Raw genomic sequence first — 21,794 nt, forward strand, 5'->3', positions numbered from 1 at the left:
ATTCCGATTGAATCACGCGATTCGGTAGATGCGCTCGCCGCCCTCGGGCTTGTCCGAGGTGATGGTGAGGCCCAGCTTTTTCTTGAAGGCGTTGGCGAAGGTGCCGCGCACCGTGTGCGCCTGCCAGCCGGTGAGTTCGCAGATCTGGCGCACCGTCGCGCCCTCCGGGCGCCGGAGCATCGCGATGACTTGGGCCTGCTTGCTGTTCTCGCGGGTGCGGGGCTTGGTCTCGGCGCTCTGCGGTGCCCAGGTGGCTTCGGCGGCTGCGACCTCCGCCTCGAGATCCGCATCTGCCTCCACCGAGGCCGGCGCGGGACGCGGGCGCCCCAGGGCTTCGTAACCCTCGGCGGCGACGGACCAGTCGGTGCCGTCGGTGGTGATCAGGGCCCGATTGCAGAGACCGTCCAGTACCTTCTTGCGGGCGCCGCCTTTCACGTTGTCGGGGAACCACTCGATCTTGCCACCGGTGTGCTCGACGGCGTAGGCCAGGATGGCGTGCTGGGCGGGGGTGAGTTGGATGGTGCTCATCTGATGCTCCTTCGTGATGGTTGATGGTGTGGTCATGAACGCGCTGTTCTCTGGAGAAGCCAAGCGCTTTCCGCTGCTTTCTCAGCCCTGTCGCGCGGCCTGCCGGCCTGCCTGGTAGGCGGCCATCAAGGCGCTCTTGACGGCCCAGACGCTGACCTCGTGGAAGTCCAGCCGGTCGCTGTTGCGCGTTTCCAGGGTGTCGATGAACAGGTGATCCAGCGCGATCTGCTGCAGCTGCCGGTCGATGTCCTTTTCGGCTTGCTCGGTCACGTGCTTCTCCTCGAGGTGTCGTTGATGGTGATGACATGAACGCGCTGTTCCCGAGAGAAGCCAAGCTGAATCCGAGCCGGGCCGCGCCAATGCTTGATGGAGACCATGGGACTGTCGATTCGCGCCTATGCCCGCCACCGTGGGGTATCGGACACCGCCGTACACAAGGCCATCCGCGCCGGGCGGATCACGCCCGAGGCGGACGGCACAATCGATCCGGACAAGGCCGACCGCGACTGGGCAAGGAACTCCGAGCCGCCCAAGGAGGGAACGGGCGCCAAAGCCGCGAAGGTGCGGGTGGCGGACGATCCGGCCCCGAACCTCGCCGCCGGGCTGCCCGCGGGCGGCACGTCGCTGCTGCAGGCGCGCACGGTCAACGAGGTGGTCAAGGCGCAGACCAACAAAGTGCGCCTCGCCCGCCTCAAGGGCGATCTGGTCGATCGCAACCAGGCCATCGCCCACGTGTTCAAGCTCGCGCGCACCGAGCGCGACGCCTGGCTCAACTGGCCCGCGCGCATCTCGGCGCAGATGGCGGCCCGGCTCGGCATGGACGCACACGCGCTGCACGTCGCGTTGGAGGCGGCGGTGCGCGAGCACCTCGCCGAGCTCGGTGAATTGAAGGTCCGCGTCGATTAATGAACGACTTCGTCTACGAGGGCTTCGACGCCATCGAGCGCGCCTGGCGCGAAGGACTGACGCCCGATCCGCTGCTCTCCGTCTCCGAGTGGGCCGACCGGCACCGGATGCTTTCCAGCAAGGCCTCGGCCGAGCCGGGCCGCTGGCGCACCAGCCGCACGCCTTACCTCAAGGCGATCATGGACTGCCTGTCGCCGACCTCGCCGGTCGAGCGCGTGGTGTTCATGAAAGGCGCACAGGTGGGCGCCACGGAAACCGGCTCGAACTGGATCGGCTACGTCATCCACCACGCGCCCGGTCCGATGATGGCGGTGTGGCCCACCGTGGAGATGGCCAAGCGCAACTCCAAGCAGCGCATCGACCCGCTGATCGAAGAGTCGCCGGTGCTCTCCGAGCTGATCGCCCCGGCACGCTCGCGCGACTCGGGCAACACCATCCTCGCCAAGGAGTTCCGCGGCGGCGTGCTGGTGATGACCGGCGCGAATAGCGCCGTGGGCCTACGCTCGATGCCGGTGCGGTATCTCTTCCTCGACGAAGTGGACGGCTACCCGGTCGACGTCGAGGGCGAAGGCGATGCGATCTCGCTCGCCGAGGCGCGCACGCGCACCTTCGCGCGGCGCAAGATCTTCATCGTCTCGACACCGACCATCGCCGGGGCGAGCGCCGTCGAGCGCGAGTACGAGGCATCCGACCAGCGCCGCTACTTCGTGCCGTGCCCGCACTGCTCCCACCGCCAGTGGCTGCGCTTCGAGCAGCTGCGTTGGGAGAGGGGCCGGCCGGAGACGGCGGCCTATGTGTGCGAGTCTTGCGACCAGCCGATCGCCGAGCATCACAAGACCTGGATGCTGGAGCACGGCGAGTGGCGCGCGATGGCGCCGGAGAACGGCATCAAGACGGCGGGCTTCCATCTTTCGTCGCTCTACAGCCCGGTAGGCTGGCGCTCCTGGCGCGACATCGCGAGCGCGTGGGAGAGCGCGGTCAGCAAGGAGTCCGGCTCGGCTGCCGCGATCAAGACCTTCAAGAACACCGAGCTCGGCGAGACCTGGGTCGAGGAAGGCGAAGCGCCCGACTGGCAGCGCCTGATCGAGCGGCGGGAGGACTACCGCATCGGCACCGTCCCCATGGGCGGCCTGCTGCTGGTGGGCGGCGCCGACGTGCAGAAGGATCGCATCGAGGCCTCGATATGGGCCTTCGGGCGCGGCAAGGCGTCCTGGCTCGTCGAGCACCGCGTGCTGATGGGCGACACCGCGCGGGATGCGGTGTGGAGACGTCTGGCCGAGCTGATCGACGAGACCTGGACGCACGACTCCGGCAACCAGGTTCCGCTGGCGCGCTTCGCGCTCGACACCGGCTTCGCCACCCAGGAGGCCTACGCCTTCGTGCGCGCCTGCCGGGACAGTCGACTGATGGCGATCAAGGGCGTCCCGCGCGGCGCGGCCCTGATCGGCACGCCCACCGCCGTCGATGTGTCGCAGGGCGGCAAGAAGCTGCGCCGGGGCATCAAGGTGTACTCGGTGGCGGTGGGGCTCGCCAAGCTCGAGTTTTACAACAACCTGCGCAAGAGCGCGGATGTGGCCGACGACGGCACCACGCCGATCTATCCGCCAGGCTTCGTCCATTTGCCCAAGGTCGATGCCGAGTACGTCCAGCAGCTCTGCGCCGAGCAGCTGATCACCCGCCGTGACCGCAACGGCTTTCCGGTGCGCGAGTGGCAGAAGCTGCGCGAGCGCAACGAGGCGCTGGACTGCTACGTGTACGCCCGCGCCGCCGCCGCGGCGAGCGGTCTCGATCGCTTCGAGGAGCGCCACTGGCGCGAGCTGGAAAGACAACTGGGCATCGCCGCACCGCCCGAGCAGGACGAACACACCGTAACCGCAGAAGACGCCCCCGACTCCGGGGGCGTCGTCGTTTCGGGCCGACGCATCCGGCGCCGGTCCGTCGTCAAGAGTCGCTGGATGAGCTGAAGATGATCTTGGAAGGCACCTACCGTAACCCGACCACCGGTCGAGACGAAATCCGCTGCATCCGTTGTGATGCGTCGGGACACATGATGGGCGTACCGGCCCTCGCTTCCGCCTTCGCGGTGGGAGCCCTGTCCGCCGATGGCTCCGTCGCCACCGACGCGGTCGATCTGGGTGAGGAGCACGGCTACACATTGCTGCTGTCTCGTAAGAGCGGCGTCGCCTCGAAGCAGGAAGCGATGGAGATCCAGAGCTCGATCGACGGCGTGCGTTGGCTGCCGGCGGCGGGCATCTATTCGGACGAGAACGTGGCCTGGCACAAGCCGCCGAACGGCAGCGACTACTTCACCGTCCAGGGCCGACCCATCGGACGCTTCGCGCGCATCGCCTTCAAGAACGGCAACGCCGCCCAGACCGAGCTGGTCCTCGAGCTGGCCGCATTGGCGGGTGTCTGACCATGGCCTACACAGCGGCCGATCGCGAAGCGCTGGAGCGGGCATTGGCGCGCGGCGAGCGGCGCGTCACCTTCGGCGACAAGACGGTGGAGTACCGCTCGGTGGACGAGTTGCGCGCGGCGCTGCGCGAGGTCGATGCGGCGCTCGCCCGCGAGGCGGGCCGACCCAAGCTGCGCCAGATCCGGGTCACCACGGGCAAGGGGCTTTGATGGGCTTCTGGAGCCGCATCAAGCTCGCCTTCGGCACGACCCCCACCTACGACGGGGTGGGCTCCGGGCGCCGCGCGCTCGCCTGGATGCCGGGCAACCCCGGCGCGGTGGCCGCGCTGCTCACGACGCAGACGGAGCTGCGCGCGAAGAGCCGTGACCTTGTGCGCCGCAACGCCTGGGCGGCCGCCGGCATCGAGGCCTTCGTGGCCAACGCCATCGGCACCGGTATCAAGCCGCAGTCGCTGATCGAGGACCCGGGCCTGCGCGAGACGATCCAGGCCCTCTGGCGCGACTGGACCGAGGAGGCCGATGCCCAGGGGCTCACCGACTTCTACGGTCTGCAGGCCTTGGCCTGTCGCGCCATGCTCGAAGGCGGCGAGGCACTGGTGCGGCTGCGCTACCGGCGGCCGGACGACGGGCTGGCGGTGGCGCTCCAGATCCAGGTGCTGGAGCCCGAGCACCTGCCGGTGACGCTCAACCTGCTGGCCGACAACGGCAACGTGATCCGCGCCGGCATCGAGTTCGACCGGCTCGGCCGGCGCGTGGCCTACCACCTGTACCGCTCGCACCCGGAGGACGGCCTGCTCGCGCCCATGTCCGGTGGCGGCGGCATGGAGACGGTGCGCGTGCCCGCCGCCGAGATCGTGCATCTGTTCCGGCCCTTGCGTCCCGGGCAGATCCGCGGCGAGCCCTGGCTCGCGCGGGCCTTGGTGAAGCTCAACGAGCTGGACCAGTACGACGACGCGGAACTGGTGCGCAAGAAGACCGCCGCCATGTTCGCCGGCTTCGTCACCCGCGACCAGCCGGAGGACGCACTGATGGGCGAAGGGCCGGCCGATGCCTCGGGCGTGGCGCTGGCGGGGCTGGAGCCGGGCACCCTGCAGATCCTCGAACCGGGCGAGGACGTGAAGTTCTCGCAGCCGGCCGACGTGGGCGGCTCCTACGCCGAGTTCATGCGTCAGCAGTTTCGCGCGGTGGCCGCCGCGATGGGCGTGACCTACGAGCAGCTCACGGGCGACCTCACCCAGGTGAACTACTCCTCCATCCGCGCGGGGCTGCTGGAGTTTCGCCGCCGCTGCGAGGCGATCCAGCACGGCGTCATCGTCCACCAGCTCTGCCGCCCGGTGTGGCGCGCGTGGATGGCGCAGGCGGTGCTGGAGGGATGGCTCAAGCTCCCCGGCTTCGCCCGGGACGCCGCGCGGCGCCGCGCCTGGCTCGCCTGCAAGTGGATTCCCCAGGGCTGGCAGTGGGTCGATCCGCAGAAGGAGTTCAACGCGATGCTCACCGCGATCCGGGCGGGGCTCTTGTCCCGCTCGGAGGCGGTGTCCTCCTTCGGCTACGACGCCGAGGACGTGGATCGGGAGATCGCCGCCGACAACGCCCGCGCCGATGCGCTCGGCCTCGTCTTCGATTCCGACCCGCGCCACGACCGCAACCCACCCGCGGCGGCCTCCGACCCGGTGCCGCCGCAAGACATCCAGGACCTCTGACATGCAGCTCGTACACCTGGCGTCCCGTCTCTACGGGACGCCACTTCTCATCGCGCGTTCGAAGCTGGACGTGATCCTCTCCGTGCTCGGTCCCCGCATCGGTCTGCCCGACGTTGAAGCCGCCGTACCGGCGGTGATGCCCGCGAGCCCGGAGGTCGCGGCACCGCCCGGCATCACCGTGATCCCGATCCACGGCACGCTGGTGCGCCGCACCCTGGGACTGGAGGCCGCCTCCGGCCTCATGAGCTACGGCGAGATCGGCGCCCGTCTGGATGCCGCGATCGCCGACCCTGCCGTGTCCGGCATCCTGCTCGACGTGGACTCCCCCGGCGGCGAGGCGGGCGGCGTGTTCGAGCTCGCCGAGCGCATCCGTGCGGCCGACGCCGTGAAACCGGTCTGGGCGATCGCCGCCGACTCGGCCTTCTCGGCCGCCTACGCCATCGCATGCGCCGCCTCGCATCTCGCCGTCACGCGCACCGGCGGTGTGGGCTCGGTCGGGGTCATCGCCATGCACGTCGACCAGTCGGTCCGCGACGCCCAGCAGGGCTACCGCTACACGGCGATCACCGCCGGCCGGCACAAGAACGACTTTTCGCCCCACGAGCCGCTCGACCAGGAGGCGGCGGAACGCCTCCAGGCGGAGGTGGATCGCCTCTACGGCCTGTTCGTCGGGCACGTGGCCGCGATGCGCGGGCTGGACCCCGACGCCGTGCGCGCCACGGAGGCCGGGATCTTCTTCGGCGAGCAGGCGATAGGCAGCAGGCTCGCCGACGCCGTGGCGAGCCGCGACCAGCTGCTCGCCGTCTTCGCGACCTTCTTGAACCCGCAGGGCCGTTCGCGGAACCCGGCCCCCCGCACGCGTCCCGGTTCCGCGTACGCCAAACAGGAGAACGACCCGATGCAATCCACCGATCCGACCCCCGAAACCCCCGAGACGACGCTCGTCGCCGCTGCTGCCTCCGCGGCGCCCGTGCCCGAGACGCCCGCCACCGCTGCGGACCGGCGCGAGGCCGTGGCCATCGCCGAGCTGTGCCAGCTCGGCGGCTGCCCGGAGCGCACCGCCGAGTTCCTGGCCGCAGGTCTTTCGGAAACCGATGTCCGCCGCGCGCTGCTCGCCGCCCGCGCCCATGGCCCCGAGATCGGCTCGGCGATCCATCCGGATGCGCATGCCGCGCACCGCGCTTCACCCGAACACAACCCGCTGATCAAGGCGGTCAAGCACCTCACCGGAAAGGAGTGAACCATGCCGACCCTAGTTGAACCGATGAACCTGGGTGACCTGCTGAAGTACGAGGCGCCCAACCTGTACTCGCGCGACCTTGCCACGGTCGCCGCCGGCCAGAACCTCGTCCTGGGCAGCGTCGTCGGCCGCGAGACCGCCACAAACAAGCTGAAGGCGCTCGACCCGGCCGCCACCGACGGCACCGAGTTGCCCGCCGGCGTGCTGATCGTCGACGCCGACGCCACCGCCGCCGACCTCGATACGGTCATCGTCGCGCGCCACGCCATCGTCGCCCGCCATGCGCTGGTCTGGCCTGCCGGCATCACGCCCGCGCAGCAGTCCGCCGCCATCGCCGCCCTCGAAGCGCGCGGCATCCTCGTTCGTGAAGGAGCCTGACCATGCAGAATCCCTTTTCCAATCCCGCCTTCTCGATGGCGAGCCTCACCGCCGCCATCAACCTGATCCCCAACCGCTACGGGCGGCTGGAGACCCTGGACCTGTTCCCGATCAAGCCGGTGCGTACCCGCCAGGTCGTGGTGGAGGAGATGCACGGCGTGCTGAACCTGCTGCCGACCCTGCCGCCCGGCTCGCCCGGCACCGTGGGCAAGCGCGGCAAGCGGGCGATGCGCGCCTTCGTCGTGCCCCACATCCCGCACGACGACGTGGTGCTGCCCGAGGAGGTCCAGGGCATCCGCAGCTTCGGGCAGGAAACCGAGACCGAGAGCGTGGCCGGCGTGCTCGCCCGCCACCTGGAGACCATGCGCAACAAGCACGCCATCACCCTGGAGCACCTGCGCATGGGGGCGCTGAAGGGCGAGATCCTCGATGCCGATGCCACGCCGCTGGTCAATCTCTACACCGAGTTCGGCATCACGCCCAAGACCGTGAACTTCGCCCTCGGCAACGCCAACACCAACGTCAAGGGCAAGTGCGCCGAGGTGCTGCGCCACATCGAGGACAACCTCTCGGGCGAGTTCTCGACCGGCGTGCACTGCCTGTGCTCGCCCGAGTTCTTCGACGCGCTGACCGGCCACGCCAAGGTCGAGGAGGCCTACAAGAACTGGCAGCAGGGCGCGGTGCTCATCAACGATATGCGCCGCGGCTTCACCTTCGGCGGCATCACCTTCGAGGAGTACCGCGGCCAGGCGAGCGACGCCTCCGGCACCACCCGGCGCTTCATCGCGGCGGGCGAGGCCCACGCCTTCCCGCTCGGCACCGTCGACACCTTCGCCACCTACGTCGCGCCCGCCGACTTCAACGAGACGGTCAACACCCTGGGCCTGCCGCTCTACGCCAAGCAGGAGCCGCGCAAGTTCGACCGCGGCACCGACCTGCACACCCAGAGCAACCCGCTGCCCATGTGCCATCGGCCCGGTGTGCTGGTGAAGCTGACGGCAGCGTGATGGCGCAGGTGACGGATCTCTACGAGGCCGCCGGCCGCGCCGGGCTGCTCACCGACGTCATGGTGGGTTCGCTCACGGTGCAGTGCGTCTTCAGCGCCCCGGATGAGCTGGCGCTCGATGGGCTCGCACTGAACCGCGACTACCACCTCGAGTACCCGAGCGCCTGGCTCACCCTCGCCGCCGGCGACACGGTGGAGATCGCGGGAAGCCCGTATCGGGTGCGCGAGGTCCGCCAGCTGCGCGACGGCTCCGAGATGCAGGCCAAGCTGACCCGGCTATGACGCCCTCCGTCCGCGAGCGCCTGATCCGGGCGGTCGTGGCGCGCATCGGTTCCGCGATCGCACCGACGCCGCTGCATCGCCAGCCGACCGTGCCGCTCCCGCGCGAGGCGAGCCCCGCGCTCCTGCTGTTCATCGAAGGCGATCAGGTCCTCGCGCAGGCGAACGACCGGCTCGACCGCGCCCTGACGCTGAGGCTGGTCGCGCTCGCGCGCGAAGGCGACGCCTTCGACGTGGCCGACGCGATCATCGTCGCGGCGCACGGCGCGTTGATGGCCGAGCCGAGCCTCGGCGGGCTGGCTCTGGGCGTGCGCGAGATCGACTGCGAGTGGGACACGGAGGACGCCGACAGCCAAGCCCTGGCCGTGCCCGCGCGCTACGAGATCCGCTACCGCACCCTGGCCTCCGACCTCACCCAAAAAGGATAGTCACCATGCACATCGAACTGATCGAACCGCACACCCACGCCGGCCGACTCCACGCCCCCGGTGAGATCCTCGATCTCGACGAGGCAGCGGCCCAATGGCTGATCGAGCGCGGAGCCGCACGGCCGGCCGACCCCCAACCCCAGACCCAGATCAAGACCCGTAAAGGAGACTGACCATGCCGTACTTTTCCGGACAGGGGCGCGTCTACATCGGCGCCCGCGACGCACTTGGCAACCCGCAGGGGCTCGCCTACGTGGGCAACGTGCCCGAACTCAAGGTCTCCCTCTCGGTGGAGACCCTGGAGCACCAGGAGTCGGTGAGCGGTCAGCGCCTCACCGATCTGCAGCTCATCAAGACCAAGAAGGGCGAGTTCGCCTGCACCCTGGAGGAGCTCATCGCGACCAACCTGGCGCTCGCCCTCTACGGCGCCACCACCGCCCAGACCCCGGGCACGGTCACCGCGGAGGCGCTGCCGAACCCGGTCACCCCCGGCAGCCTCTACCTGCTCGCCAAGCAGGACGTCTCCTCGGTGGTGGTGAAGGACTCCAGCGCCACCCCCAAGACCCTGCCGGCCGCGCAGTACTCGGTGAACGCCAAGCACGGCTCGCTGGTGATCCTCGACGCCACCACCGGTGGACCCTACGTCGAGCCCTTCAAGGTCGACTACGCCTACGGCACGGCCTCGGTCACCGCGATGTTCACCCAGCCGCTGCCAGAGCGCTGGGTGCGCTTCGAGGGGCTCAACACCGCCGACGGCAACCGCGAGGTGGTGATCGACCTCTACCGCGTGGCCATCAACCCGGCCAAGGAGCTCTCGGTCATCACCGACGAGTTGCTGAAGTTCGAGCTCTCGGGCCAGGTGCTCGCGGACACGCTCAAGCCCGCCGCCGGCGACCTCGGCCAGTTCGGCCGCATCGTGCTGCTGTGAGGGGGATGACGATGAGTGCTTCCGATCTGGATGTTCTCGTGCCGCAGCCTCAAGTTGTGGATCTGGCCGGCCAACGCCTCGCGATCAGCCCGCTGGTGCTCGGCGAGCTGCCGGCGATGCTCAAGGCCGTGCAGCCCTTCGCGCAACGACTGGCGGACGAACCGGACTGGCTCGCCTTGCTCTCGGACCACGGCGATGCGTTGCTCTCCGGGTTGGCGATCGCCAGCCGCCAACCGCGCGAGTGGGTGGACGCGCTGGCCCTCGACGATGCGATCACCCTGGCGGCGACCGTGTTCGAGGTGAACGCGGATTTTTTCGTGCGCCGGATCGCGCCGAAAGTGGGCGATCTGGCGCAGCGTCTGAACGGCCGTTTGGCTGGGCTGACGCCATCGCCCGCCTGATTCGGGGCGGTCACCGCTACCCGGACATCCTCGGCTACACGTTGGGCCAGCTGAACGCCTTCCTCGCCGCCGATCGCCGCCTCGAACACGAACGGCTCGCCACCCGGCTTGCCGTCATGACCGCTGCCGCCCAGGGCAGTCGCGACGGCATCCGTGAGCTCCAGGCCGAACTCCATCGAGGCATGCGTGATGAAGATCGATCTGGTCGCTGACGGTTTGCTGGATCGGCGGCGCTTCAGCGCCTGGCAGGGCGACACCCGCAAGGCGATCCACACCGCCGTGGCCCGCGCGATGCGCGACACCGGCAAGGCGATGGCCGAGCGGGCGCGGGGCGAAATGCGCGCCGGTTTCAAGGTCGTGAAGCCGAAGTTCCTCCGCTCGATGCACGCCAAGGTGTTCGACCGCAAGGCCGAGGAATTCCCGGCCCTCTACATCGGCTCGAAAGTGCCCTGGCTGGGTATCCACGAACAGGGCGGAACGATCCGGGGGCGGATGCTCATCCCGCTGCTGCCGCAGCACCGGCGCATCGGGCGCAAGGCGTTCGCCCGGGTGATCGATGCCTTGATGCGCTCCGGCAATGCCTTCTTCATCGAAAAGAACGGCCGGCAGATCCTGATGGCCGAGAACATCGCCGAGAACGCCCGGCCGCTCGCGCGCTTTCGCCGTGCCGAGCGGGAGCGCACCGGCGCCAAGCGCGTGCGGCGCGGCCAGGAGATTCCCATCGCCGTGCTCGTGCGACGCGTGAGCTTGAGAAAACGGTTCGACCTCGCCCGCTCAGTGCGAGGCGATCTTCCCCGCCTGACGGCGGCCATCCGTAAAGCAATGTCGAAGGTTTGAACGTGGCCGGTAACCGTGCCCAGATCCTCATCACCGCCGTCGATGAGACGCGACGGGCCTTCCAGTCCGTACAGGGAAATCTCACCCGCCTGCGCGGCGAAGCCGCCCAGGTCGGAGAAGTGCTCTCCCGCATCGGCGGCGCGATCGGCATCGGGCTGGGGGTGCGCGAACTGGTCGAGGTCGCCGACCAGTACAAGAACCTGCAGGCGCGCCTCAAGCTCGCGGTCACCTCGCAAGAGGAGTTCAACCGCGCCGACGCGGCCCTCTTCGAGATCGCCCAGAAAAACCGCGCGCCCCTGGCAGAGACCGTCACGCTCTATGCGCGGCTCGCACCCTCGGTGCAGGCGTTGGGGCGTTCGCAGGCGGACGTGCTGGCGGCTACCGATGCCATCGGTCAGGCCGTGTCGCTCTCCGGCGCATCCAGCGACGCGGCGGCAGGTGCCTTGCTGCAGCTGGGGCAGGCCTTCGCCTCGGGCCAGCTGCGCGGTGAGGAGTTCAATTCCGTCATCGAGCAGACGCCGCGCCTGGCGCAGGCCATCGCCGACGGCATGGGCGTGCCGCTCGGCTCACTGCGGGCCCTGGCCCAGGAAGGCAAGATCACCTCGAAGGCCGTGCTCGACGTCCTGCTCAAGGAGCGGACGCGCCTCGCCGAGGAGTACGCGAGCCTCCCCGATACGGTGTCGGGTGCGCTCACCCGCCTCAGGAACGCCTTCCAGCGAGCCTTCGGCGAACGCGACGCGAGCTCGGGTCTGACGGCGGGACTGGCGCAGGCGATCCAGTTCGTCGCCGGGCATCTCGAGCTGTTGATCGACTTGGCCGGTGTCGTGCTGGTCGCCGCCTTCGGGCGGATGGCAGGCGCCTTCGCGACCAGTGTTGCTGCCGCCCGGGCGGAAGCGGCCGCGCGCCTGGCCAACCTGCGCACGCTGGAAGCCGAGGCGCTCGCTCGGGTGCGGCTCGCCGATGCCGCCTTGGCTCAGGCACGTGCACAAGGGCTTGCCACCAGCGCGCTGGTCGCGGATGCGGCCAAGGCCCAGCTGCAAGCCACCGCTGCTTCCGGTGCCGTGGCTCAGGCAGTAGCGTCCACGTCCCTGCTCGGTCGCGCCGCGGGTCTGTTGCGCGGGGTGCTCGCGCTCCTGGGCGGGCCCATCGGCGTCATCGTGACCGCCGCGGGGCTGCTCGCGGGCGCACTCTATTCGGCGCGCGACGCCGTGGTCGAGTTCGGCGGCAGGACCGCCTCGTTCAAGCAGATCGTCGCCGCCGCCTGGGACCTGGTCGTCGAGAAGGTCGGCGAAGTCGTCAGCGCCTTAGGAAGGCTGGTCGGTATCAACGACCTGTCCTGGGCCCGCGTGCGCGCGGCGATGGTCGGCGCGGTGAACGCCGTCGGCACGGCGGTCCGCGCGATGGTGAACGTCGTCATCGGCACGTTCAACGCCATCGGCAGCGTCGTGGGCATCACGGCCGCCTTCCTGGTCGAGCGCTTTCGTAGCGCCTTTTCCGACATCGGAGAGCTGGCGAAGGCCTTGGGCCAGGACGTGGCAGCGGCCTTCAGCGGCGACTTTTCGATGCAGGCGCTGCGCGCAGCACTCAGCCGCCAGCTCGGTGAGGTGCGGGATTTCGGAAAGGAACTGGCGGGAACGGTTCGAGACGCCCTCACCCGCGACTACGTTGGGGAGGCTGCGCAAGCCATCGCCCGGCGAGTCCGCCCCGAATCAACCCAGCCGGGCGTCTTCGGCCGTCCGCAACCACCGGCCAAGCCGACATCCGACAAGGGGGGCGAAACAGCGAAGCTCGCCCTCGTTCAGGCCCAGGCCGAGGCCGAATTCAAGCTCCTCAAGGACGCGTTCGATCGCCAGGCGCGGGCGCTGGACGCATCTCTCGAAGACCGGCTGATCTCGCTCAAGGACTACTACGCTGCCAAGACCCGGATCGAACAGCAGGAGATCGATGCGGAGATCCGGCGCGTGCAGGTCTCGCTCGCGGAGCAGCAGCGCCTGCAAAAGACCGGCAAGGACGAACCGGCACGCCTCAAGGCGAAAGCCGAGGTCGCCAAGCTCGAAGCAGAGCTCACCGTCCTCAACAACAAGCGCGCGGATGTCGAGGTCGCCAATGCCCGCAAGGCCGCCCAGGCCGAGCGCGAGCTGCGCGAGGAGCTTGCCAAGGTGCGCGACGAACTGCTCGACCTCACCGGGGCGGCGACCAGCCAGGATCGACGCGCGGCGATCGAGCGACAGTACCAGACCCTGATCGAGCGGCTGCGTGCCGAGGGCGACACCGAAGGCGCGGCCACGGTCGGGCGCCTCATCGACGTCAAATCGGCGGCCGCCGATCTCGCCGACTACGAGCGCCAATTCAACGACGCGCTCGCCCGGATGCGTGCATCCGAGGAGTCGATCAACCTGCAGCGTCAGTCGGGGCTGCTCACCGAATCCCAGGCACGAAGCCAAATCCTTGCGCTGCATCGCCAGACTGGCGAATCGCTCGATGCGCTCCAGCCGCAGTTGGAGGCCGCCGCCGCGGCCATTGGCCCGGAGGCCGTCGCCCGGGTACAGACCTGGAAGAACGAGATCGCACAGGTGAAGCTCGTGGTGGACGACGTGGCGGTCGCCGTCGACGGGGCGGTGCAGGACGGCTTCGCGCAGATGTTCGAGGCCATCGGCAGCGGCGCCAAATCGGCCAAGGACGCCTTCGCCGACTTCGCCCGCTCGGTGCTGGCCGCCATCAACCGCATCGCCTCGCAGAAGCTCGCTGAGGCGCTGTTCGGCAGCCTGTTCGGAGGCGGCGGCGCGGGCGGTGGAAGCCTCGGATCGCTGGTCTCGTCGTTGTTCCAGGGCTTCGCCGGCGGCGGCTACGTCACCGGTCCGGGCACCTCCACCAGCGACTCGATCCCGGCACGGCTCTCCGCCGGCGAGTACGTGCTCAACGCCGCCGCCGTGAAGCGCGTGGGCGTGGCGTTCCTGGAGGCGATCAACGGCATCGAAGGCGGACCGCGCATCCAGGGGCCCCGGCTCGCCTTCGCCGCCGGCGGGCTGGTGCCCGAGACGCCGCCCCCGCAACCCCAGGGCCAGGGCGTGCGCATCGTCAACGTGATCGACCCGGCGATGGCCGCCGACTACCTCAACTCGTCCGCGGGCGAGAAGACCATCCTCAACATCCTGCAACGCAATGCGGGAGCCGTCAGACAGGTGCTTGCGTAAATGGCGTTCGAAATCGGCACGGCCAGCGATTACCGCGATCTGCTGGACCGCTTCCATGCCTTCCTCACCGCTCACCCGAATCTGGTCGCCGCGGGCCAGCAGTGGCAGGCGCTGCACTGGACGACGGACGCCGCCACGAAAGAGCTCATCCTCAAGGCGCCCGGGCTGGCCGGTGCCGAGGAGATCTACTGCGGCATCCGGGCCTACGAGAACGCCACGGCCGGCTACTACATGTGGGACCTGAACGGCTTCATCGGCTTCAACCCGGCCAACGACTTCTACACGCAACCGGGTGCGATCAGCGGCTGGCTGCCGATGATGTCGCTCTGGAACACGGCGATCCCGTACTGGTTCGTGGCCAACGGCCGACGTGCCGTGGTGGTGGCGAAGATCTCGACCGTCTACCAGGCGGCGCACCTGGGCTTCGTCCTGCCCTACGCGACGCCGGGTCAGTACCCGTACCCGCTGCTCGTCGGCGGCTCGATGACCGGCCAGCGGGGCCGCAACTACAGCGTGACCTCGCCCAACCACCGCCATTTCGTCGACCCGGGCGAGGACGGACAGAACAACGCCAACACCGCCTGCATGCTGCGCGGCCCCTCGGGCGCCTGGCTGCCGTTCCAGAACCTCGCCTACTCGTCGTCCGAGTATCGCTACGACGGGCCGCGCCCGGTCTGGCCGACGAACTACACCTATCTCGGCAACCTGCGCGAGGCGCCGGACGGCACCTACGTGCTCTCGCCCGTGGTGCTCACGCAGAACAACTCCGGCACCGATCACGATCTCTTCGGCGAGTTGGAGGGCATCTATCACGTCTCCGGATTCAACAACGCCGCCGAGAACCTGATCACGGTGGGCGGCGTGGACCACCTCGTGGTGCAGAACGTGTATCGCACCAGCGTGCGCGACTACTGGGCGCTGCGCCTGGAGTAAACAACCATGGCCTACCAGACCGGCACCTCCGCCAACCCCGATCAGCTGCTCGATGCCCTGCGCGTGTTCGCGGTGGCCAACGGCTGGACCCAGCTGCGCTGGGTCCCCGACGGCACCGGGCAGACCCTGTCGCTTGCCAAGGGCGGGCTCTACGTCCATCTGCGCTCCGCGGTGAACGAGCGCCTCTCCACGCGCTACAACACCGTCACCGGCGTCTGGCTGATCGGCTCGACGGGATTCGATGCCGGCAAGCCCTGGTGGGATCAACCCGGATCGATCGTCAACGCGAGCTACGTGAGCAACACCACGAGCTACCGCGCCGAGGCCTGCGGCCTGTTCGAGGTGGGCACCGCCAACACCTACCACCTACTCTCGGCCGCCACGCCCGAACTGATCATGTGTGTGGCCGAGGTCTCGCCCGGCGTCTATCACCATCTCGCCTTCGGGGAGCTCACGAAGTTCGGCGGCTACGGCGGCGGGGCGTTCGTATCAGGAACGTTCGGCTCGGACGCCTACACCTACACGTACAGCGGCTTCAACGACTACGTTTTCGGCTACCCCTACGATCGGCACGGCGGTCTGCCGTTCAACGATTACAAAGGCTACGGCCAGACTTTCGTGCGCGGCACGGTGGATTCGGCCGACACCTGGTTCTCGGTCTGCCAGAACTCGCCGTTGACCGGCAAGCGTGCTAAGGCGATGTGGGAAGAGGGACTGGGCACCCCACGCAACAGTCTCGCGCGCTACTGGTGGGGGCATACGCCCAACACGCTGAACGGCGTCACGCCCATGATCCCGTTCTACGTGTTCGCGGAGCGGCCAAGCGGCTTCTTCTCGCCCTTCGGCCACACCGCTCACCTGCGCTACCTCAACATCACCCACTACGCGCCGGCGGAGGCCTTCGCGTTGGGCGCCGAGCAGTGGATGGCCTTCCCGGCCCACTCCAAGAACGGCAAGAGCGGCGTGCACGGCTATGCCGTGAGACTCATCCCCTAAGCGGATCATGCCGACCTTTCCCGGTTCCATCCTGCCCGGTGCCGCCCGCCAGGAGCCGCCAACCTGGTCGCGCTCGCCGGAGGTCTCCGAGCGCGTGCCGGTCGCCTTTCCGTTCGACCCGAGTGCGAGCTCGGTCATGCGTCCGGGTACGCGACTCGACACCCAGCCCGTCGACGAGCTGCGGCTCGGCTTCGCAGGCGCTCTGCTGCCCGCCTTCGGGGCCGACTGGTATCACCGCATCCACGTCATCCCTTCGAACATCGATCTCGGCAACTTGGTGAGTCCGGTCGAGCGGGTGCTGGAGGTGTGGAACGCTCGGTTCGACGCGCAGACGCTCGATGCCATCGACGAGACCGGAACGGACGGGCTGCTGCTCTCGGGCCAGCCGGCGCCGCCGCTCGCCTTCGGGCCGCTGCAGTCGCGCCTCTACACCTTCGCAGCGGGCACGCGCGGGGCGCCGGTGATCGACGCCGCCTACCGCTTCGTCTTTGCCGGCGGGCTCACCGCGCTGCTGGTGGTCACCGGCCGCCGCGTGGTGGTCTTTGGCATGCGTCCGGACTGGTCGCAAGGGATCACCGAGCGGCTGGAATGGCTCACCGAGGTGCTGGAGTCCTACGACGGCACCGAGCAGCGGGTGCGCCTGCGGCAGCTGCCGCGACGCGGTTTCGAGTATGGATTCCTGATCGAGGGCCGGGACGCCCTGGTGCTGGATCACCTTCTGTTCGCTTGGGGCGCACGCATCTACTGCCTGCCGGTGTGGACCGACGTCTCCACCCTTGCGGGCGAGGCCGCCGTCGGCAGCGCCGCGCTCACCGTGCAGGACGCCGCCAACAGCGACTACCACGCCGGCGGCCTGGCGGTGCTGTGGCGCTCCAACACGCGGCACGAGGCGGTGGAGATCCTCTCCATCGCCGGCAACACGCTGACCCTCAAGCTTCCCCTGGCCGGAAGCTGGCCGGCCGGCACGCGGGTGTTTCCGGCGCGGCTCGCCCGCCTCGAGGGCGAGGTGGCCGTGGCGCGTCCCACCGACACCATCGCCGTCGGCCGCTGCCGTTTCGGCATCGAGGACATCACGACGCCCGCGGTCGCCGACTATGGCCCGGCCTATCAGGGCTACCGGGTGTTCGACTGGCGGCCCAACCGGAGCACCGACCTCGAGGACAGGTGGCGGAGGAAGCTCTCGATCATCGACTACGGAACGGGACTGCCGACCTTCGACGACGAATCGGGCACCCCACTCATCGGCCGCACGCTGACCTGGCTGCTCACCGACCGGAGCGCGGCGACCGCCTTCCGGGGCTGGCTCGCCGCACGCGCGGGACGGGCGAATCCCTGCTGGTTGCCGACCTTCGAGTCCGACCTCGAAGTCAGCCGCACGGTGGCGGCCACGGATGCCGGCCTCATCGTCCGCAACGTCGGCTATGCCCGCTTCGTCGCTGCAGATCCCTTGCGGCGCGACCTCCGGCTCCTCACCACGGCCGGCACCTTCCATCGCCGTATCACCGGGGCGAACGAGATCTCCGAGGACGAGGAACTGCTCTCCCTGGACGCGCCGCTGGGCGCGACCCTCGAACCCCAGCAATTCCTGCAGGTCTCGTGCCTGGAGTTGGCCCGGCTCGACCAGGACGCGGTCGAGCTGCATTGGGAGACGGACACCACGGCGCGCGTGCAGCTCTCCACCCGAACGTTGAGATCATGAGCTAAGACCATGAGCTATCTGGGCATCGAACAGTCCGCCCACGACGGACAACCGCAGGAGCTCTACCGCTTCTCCCAGGGCGCGCAGCGCTGGCTCTACACCTCGGGGCAGGCGGCGGTGGACTACCAATCCGAGACCTATCAGCCGGCGACGATCTCGCGCGGCGGCCTCGAGCAGAGCAACGAGCTCGCGCGGCTGGGGCTGGAGATCCGCATGCCGCGCGACCTGGCCGTGGCGAGTCTGTTTCTCGCCGCCCCGCCCGAGGGTGTGGTGAGCGTGACCCTCTACCGGCGCCATGTCGGCGACGCCGAGTTCATCACCTACTGGAAGGGGCGGATCACCGGCGCGCGGCTGTCCGGCGCCGAGGCCACCCTCAAGTGCGAGCCCATCGCCTCGAGCCTGAAGCGGCCGGGCCTGCGTGCCCGCTACCAGCTGCTGTGCCGCCACGTGCTGTACTCCAGCGGATGCGGCGCGCTGAAGGACAGCTTCCGCGTGGACGGCGCCGTAGCGGCGGTGAGCGGCGTGACCGTCCAGGTCGCCGTCGCCGCCAGCCGGCCGGACGGCTACTTCGTGGGCGGCATGCTCGCCACCACCGCCGGCGCGCGCATGATCGTCGGTCACGCCGGGATCGACCTCACGCTGGTCGCGCCCATGGTCGGCCTCACGGCGGGCGATGCGGTCCAGCTCTATGCCGGCTGCGACCACACGATGGCGCATTGCAAGGACAGGTTCGGCAACCTGGACAACTTCGGCGGCTTCCCCTTCATCCCGGTGAAGAACCCCTTCACCGGCGACGCCATCGTGTGAGATTTCACCATGTGGCAACAGATCATCATCTGGGTCGTCACCACGGTCCTGTCGGCGCTGCTCGCGCCGCGCCCCAAAGTGCAGGACGCCCAGCCCGGCCAGATCGGCGACAAGGATGTGCCCATCGCCTCCCAGGACGCCCCCATCCCGGTGCTGTTCGGTACGCGGGTGATCTCGGGACCGAACGTGGTCTGGTACGGCGACGTCCAAGTGCGGCCGATCCGCAAGTCCTCCGGGGGCAAGAAGTGAGCGAGGCCATCGCTCGGCTGGAGCATGCCCGCGCCCTGGGCTACTGCGCCCGCGGCATGCGTCGCTGGTTCGAGGGGCGCAGCCACACCTGGGCCGAATTCGTGGAGCGAGGTGTCCCGGCCGATTGGCTGCGCGCCACGGGTGACGCGATGGCGATCCGCGTCGCCGAGGAAGCCGACAAGGCCCAAAGGGCCGCAGGACAGCACGAAGTGCTGGTCCTGAGCGCAACGAGGGATGCGCGAAGCGCACAGACGGAGCAGGCAGGATGAGCGGCGGCGGAAAAGGCAGCCAGGAGTACACGGTCGGCTATTGGTACGGCCTCGGCGCCCACCTCGCCCTGTGCCACGGCCCGCTGGACGCCATCACCGAGATCCGCGTGGGCGAGCGCGTCGCCTGGTCGGGCAACGTCACCGGCAACACCACCATCACCATCGACAACCCCAATCTCTTCGGCGGGGAGGAGCGCGAGGGCGGCGTGCAGGGGCCGGTGGACATCCTGATGGGCGGGCCGACCCAGGGGCGCAACGCCTACCTGCAAGAGCGTCTCGGCGCCGACGTTCCGGCCTTCCGCGGCGTGGTGTCGCTGATCCTGCGCCGGGTGTGGGTCGCGGCCATGAACCCCTACATCAAGCCCTGGTCGGTGCGCGCCAAGCGGGTGCCGAGGCAGTGGTACGCGGCCAAGGCCGAGATCTCCGGCGACGCCAACCCGGCCCACATCGTGCGCGAGTGCCTCACCAACGGCGAGTGGGGCATGGGTTACCCGACGAGTGACATCGACGATGCCAGCTTCACGGCGGCCGCCGACACGCTCCATGCCGAGGGCTTCGGGCTGTCGCTGCTGTGGAACAAGGAAGAGACCATCGAGGACTTCATCCTGTCGGTGCTCCGGCACGTGGACGGGCTGCTCTACGTCCATCCGCGCACCGGGATCTTCACCCTCAAGCTCGCGCGCGCCGATTACACGCTCTCTAGCCTGCCGACCTTCGATCCGGGCAACATCCTGCGCATCGAAGAGTTCACGCGGCCCTCCTGGGGCGAGATCACCAACCAGGTGACCGTCGTCTACCGCGACGGCACCACGGACAAGGACGGCAGCGTCACGGTGCAGGACATCGCCGCCGTGCAGCTCAACGGCGGGGTGGTGGCGACCACGGTCAACTACCCCGGCATCAGCCGAGCGGAGCTGGCCAACCGGGTGGCCATGCGCGAGTTGAAGCAGCTCGTAAGCCCCCTCGCCAAGTGCACCTTCGTCGCCAACCGCCAGGCCTCAGGCCTCAACATCGGCGACGTGGTGAAGCTCTCCTGGCCGCCCTACGGCATCGACCAGATGGTGATGCGCGTCGCCCGCATCGCCTACGGGGAGCTGGCGAACGGGGCAGTGCGGGTGGAGTGCGTGCAGGACATCTTCGGCCTGCCGCAGTCGGTCTACTCGGCGCCGCCGCCCTCGGGCTGGACGGAGCCGACCAGCCTGCCGGCACCGTGCCCCCACCAGACCCTGTTCGAGGTGCCGTACTGGTCGGTGGTCAAGGACTTCACCGGCGAGTCCCAGAGCCTGCTCGGCGACATCGACGATCTCGACGGCCTGGTGGCAGCCTGCGGTTCGCGCCCCTCGTCGGACGCCTTCGGCTTCAAGGCACTGGCCCGCGTCAGCGGAAGTTTCACCGACAAGGGTTTCGGCATCTTCACGCCCACGGCGGTTCTCACGGCAATGCTGCCGCAGTCGGCCGTTCAGGTGAGCGTGGGGCTGACCTCCGGCATCGGCCTCGAGGAGGTGACTGCCGGGGGACTCACGGTGATCGACGGCGAATGGCTCAAGGTGGTGTCGCTCGACCTCGCGACCCAGACCGTCACCCTGGAGCGCGGGATGCTCGATACGGTGCCGGCAAGCCACCCGGCCGGCAGCCGCATCTGGTTCGTCGACGGCTTCCGCCACTACCTCACGCCCGAGTACGTCGCCGGCGAGACGGTGCGCGTGAAGCTCCTCACCCGCACGGCACGCGGCACGCTGCCCGAGGCGGCGGCCACGGAGATGAGCCTGCCACTCAACAAGCGCTTCATCCGTCCGTACTGCCCCGGCAACGCCCAGATCAACGGCAAACGCTATCCGACCGCGGTGGCCGGCGAGATCAACGTGAGCTGGGCCACGCGCAACCGCCAGTCCCAGACCGCCTACCTCGTCCTGCAGACCGAGGGGGCGATCACGCCGGAGGCGGGCCAGACCGTCACCGTGCGCTTCTACAACGAGAACGGCTCGCTGCGCCGCACGGTGAGCGGCATCGCCGGCAGCGGTACCACCTGGCCGCTGGCGCAGGAGCTCGCCGACTCCGGCCTCGGGCGCGTCAACGCGCACGTCAAGGTGGAGATCGAGGCGAGCCGCGACGGCTACGTGTCCTGGCAGAAACACGTCATCGAATTCGACCGTACCGGCTATGGCCTGCGTTACGGCGACTACTACGGAGGTACCTGATGGCTTTGAATGACCCGAACCTCGGCCTCGCCTACGGCTGGGCCCAGGGCGAACACAACTGGAACGGCGGCATGGACGCCAACCTGAAGCGGCTCGGCGCCGTGGTGGGTCTGTCGGTCAAAGACCGCGACCTCGCCACCCCACCCGCGACACCGGTGGACGGCGATCGCTACATCGTCCCGGCAGCGGCCACCGGCGCCTGGGCGGGTCGCACCGACCAGATCGCGGTGCGCATCGCCGGCGCGTGGGAGTACCACGCCCCCAAGATCGGCTGGACCTGCTTCATCGAGGACGAGGGCGTGCTCTCCGTCTACAAGGCGACCGGCTGGAGCCCGGGCATCGCCGTCTGATCGCTTCCCTTTCCATCATCCACCGAACCCGCCGCCCGGCGGGTTCTTCGTTT

The 21,794-nt window shown here is 69.0% G+C and carries 26 protein-coding genes; 24 read left to right on the forward strand and 2 right to left on the reverse strand.

Going from position 1 to position 21,794, the window contains the following annotated elements; translation table 11 throughout:
• Window positions 1-12: 12 nt before the first annotated feature.
• Window positions 13-528 carry a DUF3489 domain-containing protein gene (locus tag H156_RS0107930; protein ID WP_017364485.1) on the reverse strand — a complete coding sequence of 172 codons (516 nt, stop codon included), beginning with the start codon at window positions 526-528 and terminating at the stop codon, window positions 13-15.
• A gap of 81 nt (window positions 529-609) precedes the next feature.
• Window positions 610-798, reverse strand: coding sequence for a DUF6900 domain-containing protein (locus H156_RS0107935; protein WP_017364484.1), 189 nt, complete (start codon window positions 796-798; stop codon window positions 610-612).
• Between the two features lie 105 nt (window positions 799-903).
• Between H156_RS0107935 and H156_RS0107940 the strand changes: the two genes are divergently transcribed.
• From H156_RS0107940 to H156_RS0108050, 24 genes are read left to right on the forward strand one after another with little or no spacing between them, the layout of a single operon-like run.
• Window positions 904-1,434 carry a hypothetical protein gene (locus H156_RS0107940; RefSeq protein ID WP_026045830.1) on the forward strand — a complete coding sequence of 177 codons (531 nt, stop codon included), beginning with the start codon at window positions 904-906 and terminating at the stop codon, window positions 1,432-1,434.
• Window positions 1,434-3,398 carry a phage terminase large subunit family protein gene (locus tag H156_RS0107945; protein ID WP_017364482.1) on the forward strand — a complete coding sequence of 655 codons (1,965 nt, stop codon included), beginning with the start codon at window positions 1,434-1,436 and terminating at the stop codon, window positions 3,396-3,398. The genes H156_RS0107940 and H156_RS0107945 overlap by 1 nt, the downstream gene beginning before the upstream one ends.
• A gap of 2 nt (window positions 3,399-3,400) precedes the next feature.
• On the forward strand, window positions 3,401-3,850 hold the full coding sequence (locus H156_RS0107950; RefSeq protein WP_017364481.1) for a hypothetical protein: 450 nt from the start codon (window positions 3,401-3,403) through the stop codon (window positions 3,848-3,850).
• A 2-nt stretch (window positions 3,851-3,852) separates the two neighbouring features.
• On the forward strand, window positions 3,853-4,059 hold the full coding sequence (locus H156_RS0107955) for a phage head-tail joining protein (protein ID WP_017364480.1): 207 nt from the start codon (window positions 3,853-3,855) through the stop codon (window positions 4,057-4,059).
• A complete protein-coding gene (locus tag H156_RS0107960) occupies window positions 4,059-5,549 on the forward strand; it encodes a phage portal protein (protein ID WP_017364479.1) in 1,491 nt (496 codons plus the stop codon). The genes H156_RS0107955 and H156_RS0107960 overlap by 1 nt, the downstream gene beginning before the upstream one ends.
• 1 nt (window position 5,550) lies before the next feature.
• A complete protein-coding gene (locus H156_RS0107965; RefSeq protein WP_017364478.1) occupies window positions 5,551-6,789 on the forward strand; it encodes a S49 family peptidase in 1,239 nt (412 codons plus the stop codon).
• Window positions 6,790-6,792: 3 nt separating this feature from the next.
• On the forward strand, window positions 6,793-7,167 hold the full coding sequence (locus tag H156_RS0107970) for a head decoration protein (protein WP_026045829.1): 375 nt from the start codon (window positions 6,793-6,795) through the stop codon (window positions 7,165-7,167).
• A 2-nt stretch (window positions 7,168-7,169) separates the two neighbouring features.
• A complete protein-coding gene (locus tag H156_RS0107975) occupies window positions 7,170-8,174 on the forward strand; it encodes a major capsid protein (RefSeq protein WP_017364476.1) in 1,005 nt (334 codons plus the stop codon).
• The gene (locus H156_RS15930) at window positions 8,174-8,455 is read left to right on the forward strand and encodes a head-tail joining protein (protein WP_017364475.1); all 282 of its coding nucleotides are present in this window, start codon (window positions 8,174-8,176) and stop codon (window positions 8,453-8,455) included. Before H156_RS0107975 ends, H156_RS15930 begins: the two co-directional genes overlap by 1 nt.
• Window positions 8,452-8,880, forward strand: a complete 429-nt coding sequence (locus H156_RS0107985; RefSeq protein ID WP_017364474.1) for a hypothetical protein — start codon at window positions 8,452-8,454, stop codon at window positions 8,878-8,880. The genes H156_RS15930 and H156_RS0107985 overlap by 4 nt, the downstream gene beginning before the upstream one ends.
• A 5-nt stretch (window positions 8,881-8,885) precedes the next feature.
• Window positions 8,886-9,053 carry a DUF7210 family protein gene (locus H156_RS17240; RefSeq protein ID WP_017364473.1) on the forward strand — a complete coding sequence of 56 codons (168 nt, stop codon included), beginning with the start codon at window positions 8,886-8,888 and terminating at the stop codon, window positions 9,051-9,053.
• Between the two features lie 2 nt (window positions 9,054-9,055).
• Complete coding sequence (locus tag H156_RS0107995) at window positions 9,056-9,808, forward strand: phage tail tube protein (protein ID WP_017364472.1); 753 nt, start codon at window positions 9,056-9,058, stop codon at window positions 9,806-9,808.
• 11 nt (window positions 9,809-9,819) lie between these two features.
• Window positions 9,820-10,209 (forward strand): DUF6631 family protein, encoded by a 390-nt coding sequence (locus tag H156_RS0108000; protein ID WP_017364471.1) that lies wholly within the window; start codon window positions 9,820-9,822, stop codon window positions 10,207-10,209.
• A gap of 41 nt (window positions 10,210-10,250) precedes the next feature.
• Window positions 10,251-10,421 (forward strand): hypothetical protein, encoded by a 171-nt coding sequence (locus H156_RS16695; RefSeq protein ID WP_201769617.1) that lies wholly within the window; start codon window positions 10,251-10,253, stop codon window positions 10,419-10,421.
• Window positions 10,399-11,046, forward strand: a complete 648-nt coding sequence (locus H156_RS0108005) for a DUF6441 family protein (RefSeq protein WP_017364470.1) — start codon at window positions 10,399-10,401, stop codon at window positions 11,044-11,046. Before H156_RS16695 ends, H156_RS0108005 begins: the two co-directional genes overlap by 23 nt.
• Before the next feature lie 2 nt (window positions 11,047-11,048).
• On the forward strand, window positions 11,049-14,240 hold the full coding sequence (locus H156_RS0108010; RefSeq protein WP_036246263.1) for a tape measure protein: 3,192 nt from the start codon (window positions 11,049-11,051) through the stop codon (window positions 14,238-14,240).
• Window positions 14,241-15,173: a hypothetical protein gene (locus H156_RS16435; protein ID WP_017364468.1), complete on the forward strand. Its 933-nt coding sequence runs from the start codon at window positions 14,241-14,243 to the stop codon at window positions 15,171-15,173. It begins immediately after the preceding gene.
• 6 nt (window positions 15,174-15,179) lie between these two features.
• Complete coding sequence (locus H156_RS0108020) at window positions 15,180-16,169, forward strand: hypothetical protein (protein WP_026597599.1); 990 nt, start codon at window positions 15,180-15,182, stop codon at window positions 16,167-16,169.
• 7 nt (window positions 16,170-16,176) lie between these two features.
• Complete coding sequence (locus H156_RS15940) at window positions 16,177-17,868, forward strand: hypothetical protein (protein WP_017365811.1); 1,692 nt, start codon at window positions 16,177-16,179, stop codon at window positions 17,866-17,868.
• Window positions 17,869-17,877: 9 nt separating this feature from the next.
• Window positions 17,878-18,675 (forward strand): phage BR0599 family protein, encoded by a 798-nt coding sequence (locus tag H156_RS0108030; RefSeq protein WP_017365810.1) that lies wholly within the window; start codon window positions 17,878-17,880, stop codon window positions 18,673-18,675.
• 9 nt (window positions 18,676-18,684) lie between these two features.
• Window positions 18,685-18,924 carry a hypothetical protein gene (locus tag H156_RS0108035; protein WP_017365809.1) on the forward strand — a complete coding sequence of 80 codons (240 nt, stop codon included), beginning with the start codon at window positions 18,685-18,687 and terminating at the stop codon, window positions 18,922-18,924.
• A complete protein-coding gene (locus H156_RS15945) occupies window positions 18,921-19,193 on the forward strand; it encodes a hypothetical protein (RefSeq protein WP_017365808.1) in 273 nt (90 codons plus the stop codon). The genes H156_RS0108035 and H156_RS15945 overlap by 4 nt, the downstream gene beginning before the upstream one ends.
• The gene (locus H156_RS0108045) at window positions 19,190-21,391 is read left to right on the forward strand and encodes a phage tail protein (protein ID WP_017365807.1); all 2,202 of its coding nucleotides are present in this window, start codon (window positions 19,190-19,192) and stop codon (window positions 21,389-21,391) included. The genes H156_RS15945 and H156_RS0108045 overlap by 4 nt, the downstream gene beginning before the upstream one ends.
• Window positions 21,391-21,741 (forward strand): DUF2793 domain-containing protein, encoded by a 351-nt coding sequence (locus H156_RS0108050; RefSeq protein WP_017365806.1) that lies wholly within the window; start codon window positions 21,391-21,393, stop codon window positions 21,739-21,741. The genes H156_RS0108045 and H156_RS0108050 overlap by 1 nt, the downstream gene beginning before the upstream one ends.
• Window positions 21,742-21,794 lie beyond the last annotated feature (53 nt).

This window comes from Methylococcus capsulatus str. Texas = ATCC 19069, from assembly GCF_000424685.1.
Classification (GTDB): Bacteria; Pseudomonadota; Gammaproteobacteria; order Methylococcales; family Methylococcaceae; genus Methylococcus; species Methylococcus capsulatus.

Excerpts from the sequence above, each read along its gene's own strand:
- H156_RS0107930 (WP_017364485.1), bottom strand. The coding sequence starts at position 528 with ATGAGCACCATCCAACTCACCCCCGCCCAGCACGCCATCCTGGCCTAC.
- H156_RS0107940 (WP_026045830.1), top strand. The coding sequence starts at position 904 with ATGGGACTGTCGATTCGCGCCTATGCCCGCCACCGTGGGGTATCGGAC.
- H156_RS0107945 (WP_017364482.1), top strand. The coding sequence starts at position 1,434 with ATGAACGACTTCGTCTACGAGGGCTTCGACGCCATCGAGCGCGCCTGG.
- H156_RS0107950 (WP_017364481.1), top strand. The coding sequence starts at position 3,401 with ATGATCTTGGAAGGCACCTACCGTAACCCGACCACCGGTCGAGACGAA.
- H156_RS0107955 (WP_017364480.1), top strand. The coding sequence starts at position 3,853 with ATGGCCTACACAGCGGCCGATCGCGAAGCGCTGGAGCGGGCATTGGCG.
- H156_RS0107960 (WP_017364479.1), top strand. The coding sequence starts at position 4,059 with ATGGGCTTCTGGAGCCGCATCAAGCTCGCCTTCGGCACGACCCCCACC.
- H156_RS0107965 (WP_017364478.1), top strand. The coding sequence starts at position 5,551 with ATGCAGCTCGTACACCTGGCGTCCCGTCTCTACGGGACGCCACTTCTC.
- H156_RS0107970 (WP_026045829.1), top strand. The coding sequence starts at position 6,793 with ATGCCGACCCTAGTTGAACCGATGAACCTGGGTGACCTGCTGAAGTAC.
- H156_RS0107975 (WP_017364476.1), top strand. The coding sequence starts at position 7,170 with ATGCAGAATCCCTTTTCCAATCCCGCCTTCTCGATGGCGAGCCTCACC.
- H156_RS15930 (WP_017364475.1), top strand. The coding sequence starts at position 8,174 with ATGGCGCAGGTGACGGATCTCTACGAGGCCGCCGGCCGCGCCGGGCTG.
- H156_RS0107985 (WP_017364474.1), top strand. The coding sequence starts at position 8,452 with ATGACGCCCTCCGTCCGCGAGCGCCTGATCCGGGCGGTCGTGGCGCGC.
- H156_RS17240 (WP_017364473.1), top strand. The coding sequence starts at position 8,886 with ATGCACATCGAACTGATCGAACCGCACACCCACGCCGGCCGACTCCAC.
- H156_RS0107995 (WP_017364472.1), top strand. The coding sequence starts at position 9,056 with ATGCCGTACTTTTCCGGACAGGGGCGCGTCTACATCGGCGCCCGCGAC.
- H156_RS0108000 (WP_017364471.1), top strand. The coding sequence starts at position 9,820 with ATGAGTGCTTCCGATCTGGATGTTCTCGTGCCGCAGCCTCAAGTTGTG.
- H156_RS0108005 (WP_017364470.1), top strand. The coding sequence starts at position 10,399 with ATGAAGATCGATCTGGTCGCTGACGGTTTGCTGGATCGGCGGCGCTTC.
- H156_RS16435 (WP_017364468.1), top strand. The coding sequence starts at position 14,241 with ATGGCGTTCGAAATCGGCACGGCCAGCGATTACCGCGATCTGCTGGAC.
- H156_RS0108020 (WP_026597599.1), top strand. The coding sequence starts at position 15,180 with ATGGCCTACCAGACCGGCACCTCCGCCAACCCCGATCAGCTGCTCGAT.
- H156_RS15940 (WP_017365811.1), top strand. The coding sequence starts at position 16,177 with ATGCCGACCTTTCCCGGTTCCATCCTGCCCGGTGCCGCCCGCCAGGAG.
- H156_RS0108030 (WP_017365810.1), top strand. The coding sequence starts at position 17,878 with ATGAGCTATCTGGGCATCGAACAGTCCGCCCACGACGGACAACCGCAG.
- H156_RS0108035 (WP_017365809.1), top strand. The coding sequence starts at position 18,685 with ATGTGGCAACAGATCATCATCTGGGTCGTCACCACGGTCCTGTCGGCG.
- H156_RS0108045 (WP_017365807.1), top strand. The coding sequence starts at position 19,190 with ATGAGCGGCGGCGGAAAAGGCAGCCAGGAGTACACGGTCGGCTATTGG.
- H156_RS0108050 (WP_017365806.1), top strand. The coding sequence starts at position 21,391 with ATGGCTTTGAATGACCCGAACCTCGGCCTCGCCTACGGCTGGGCCCAG.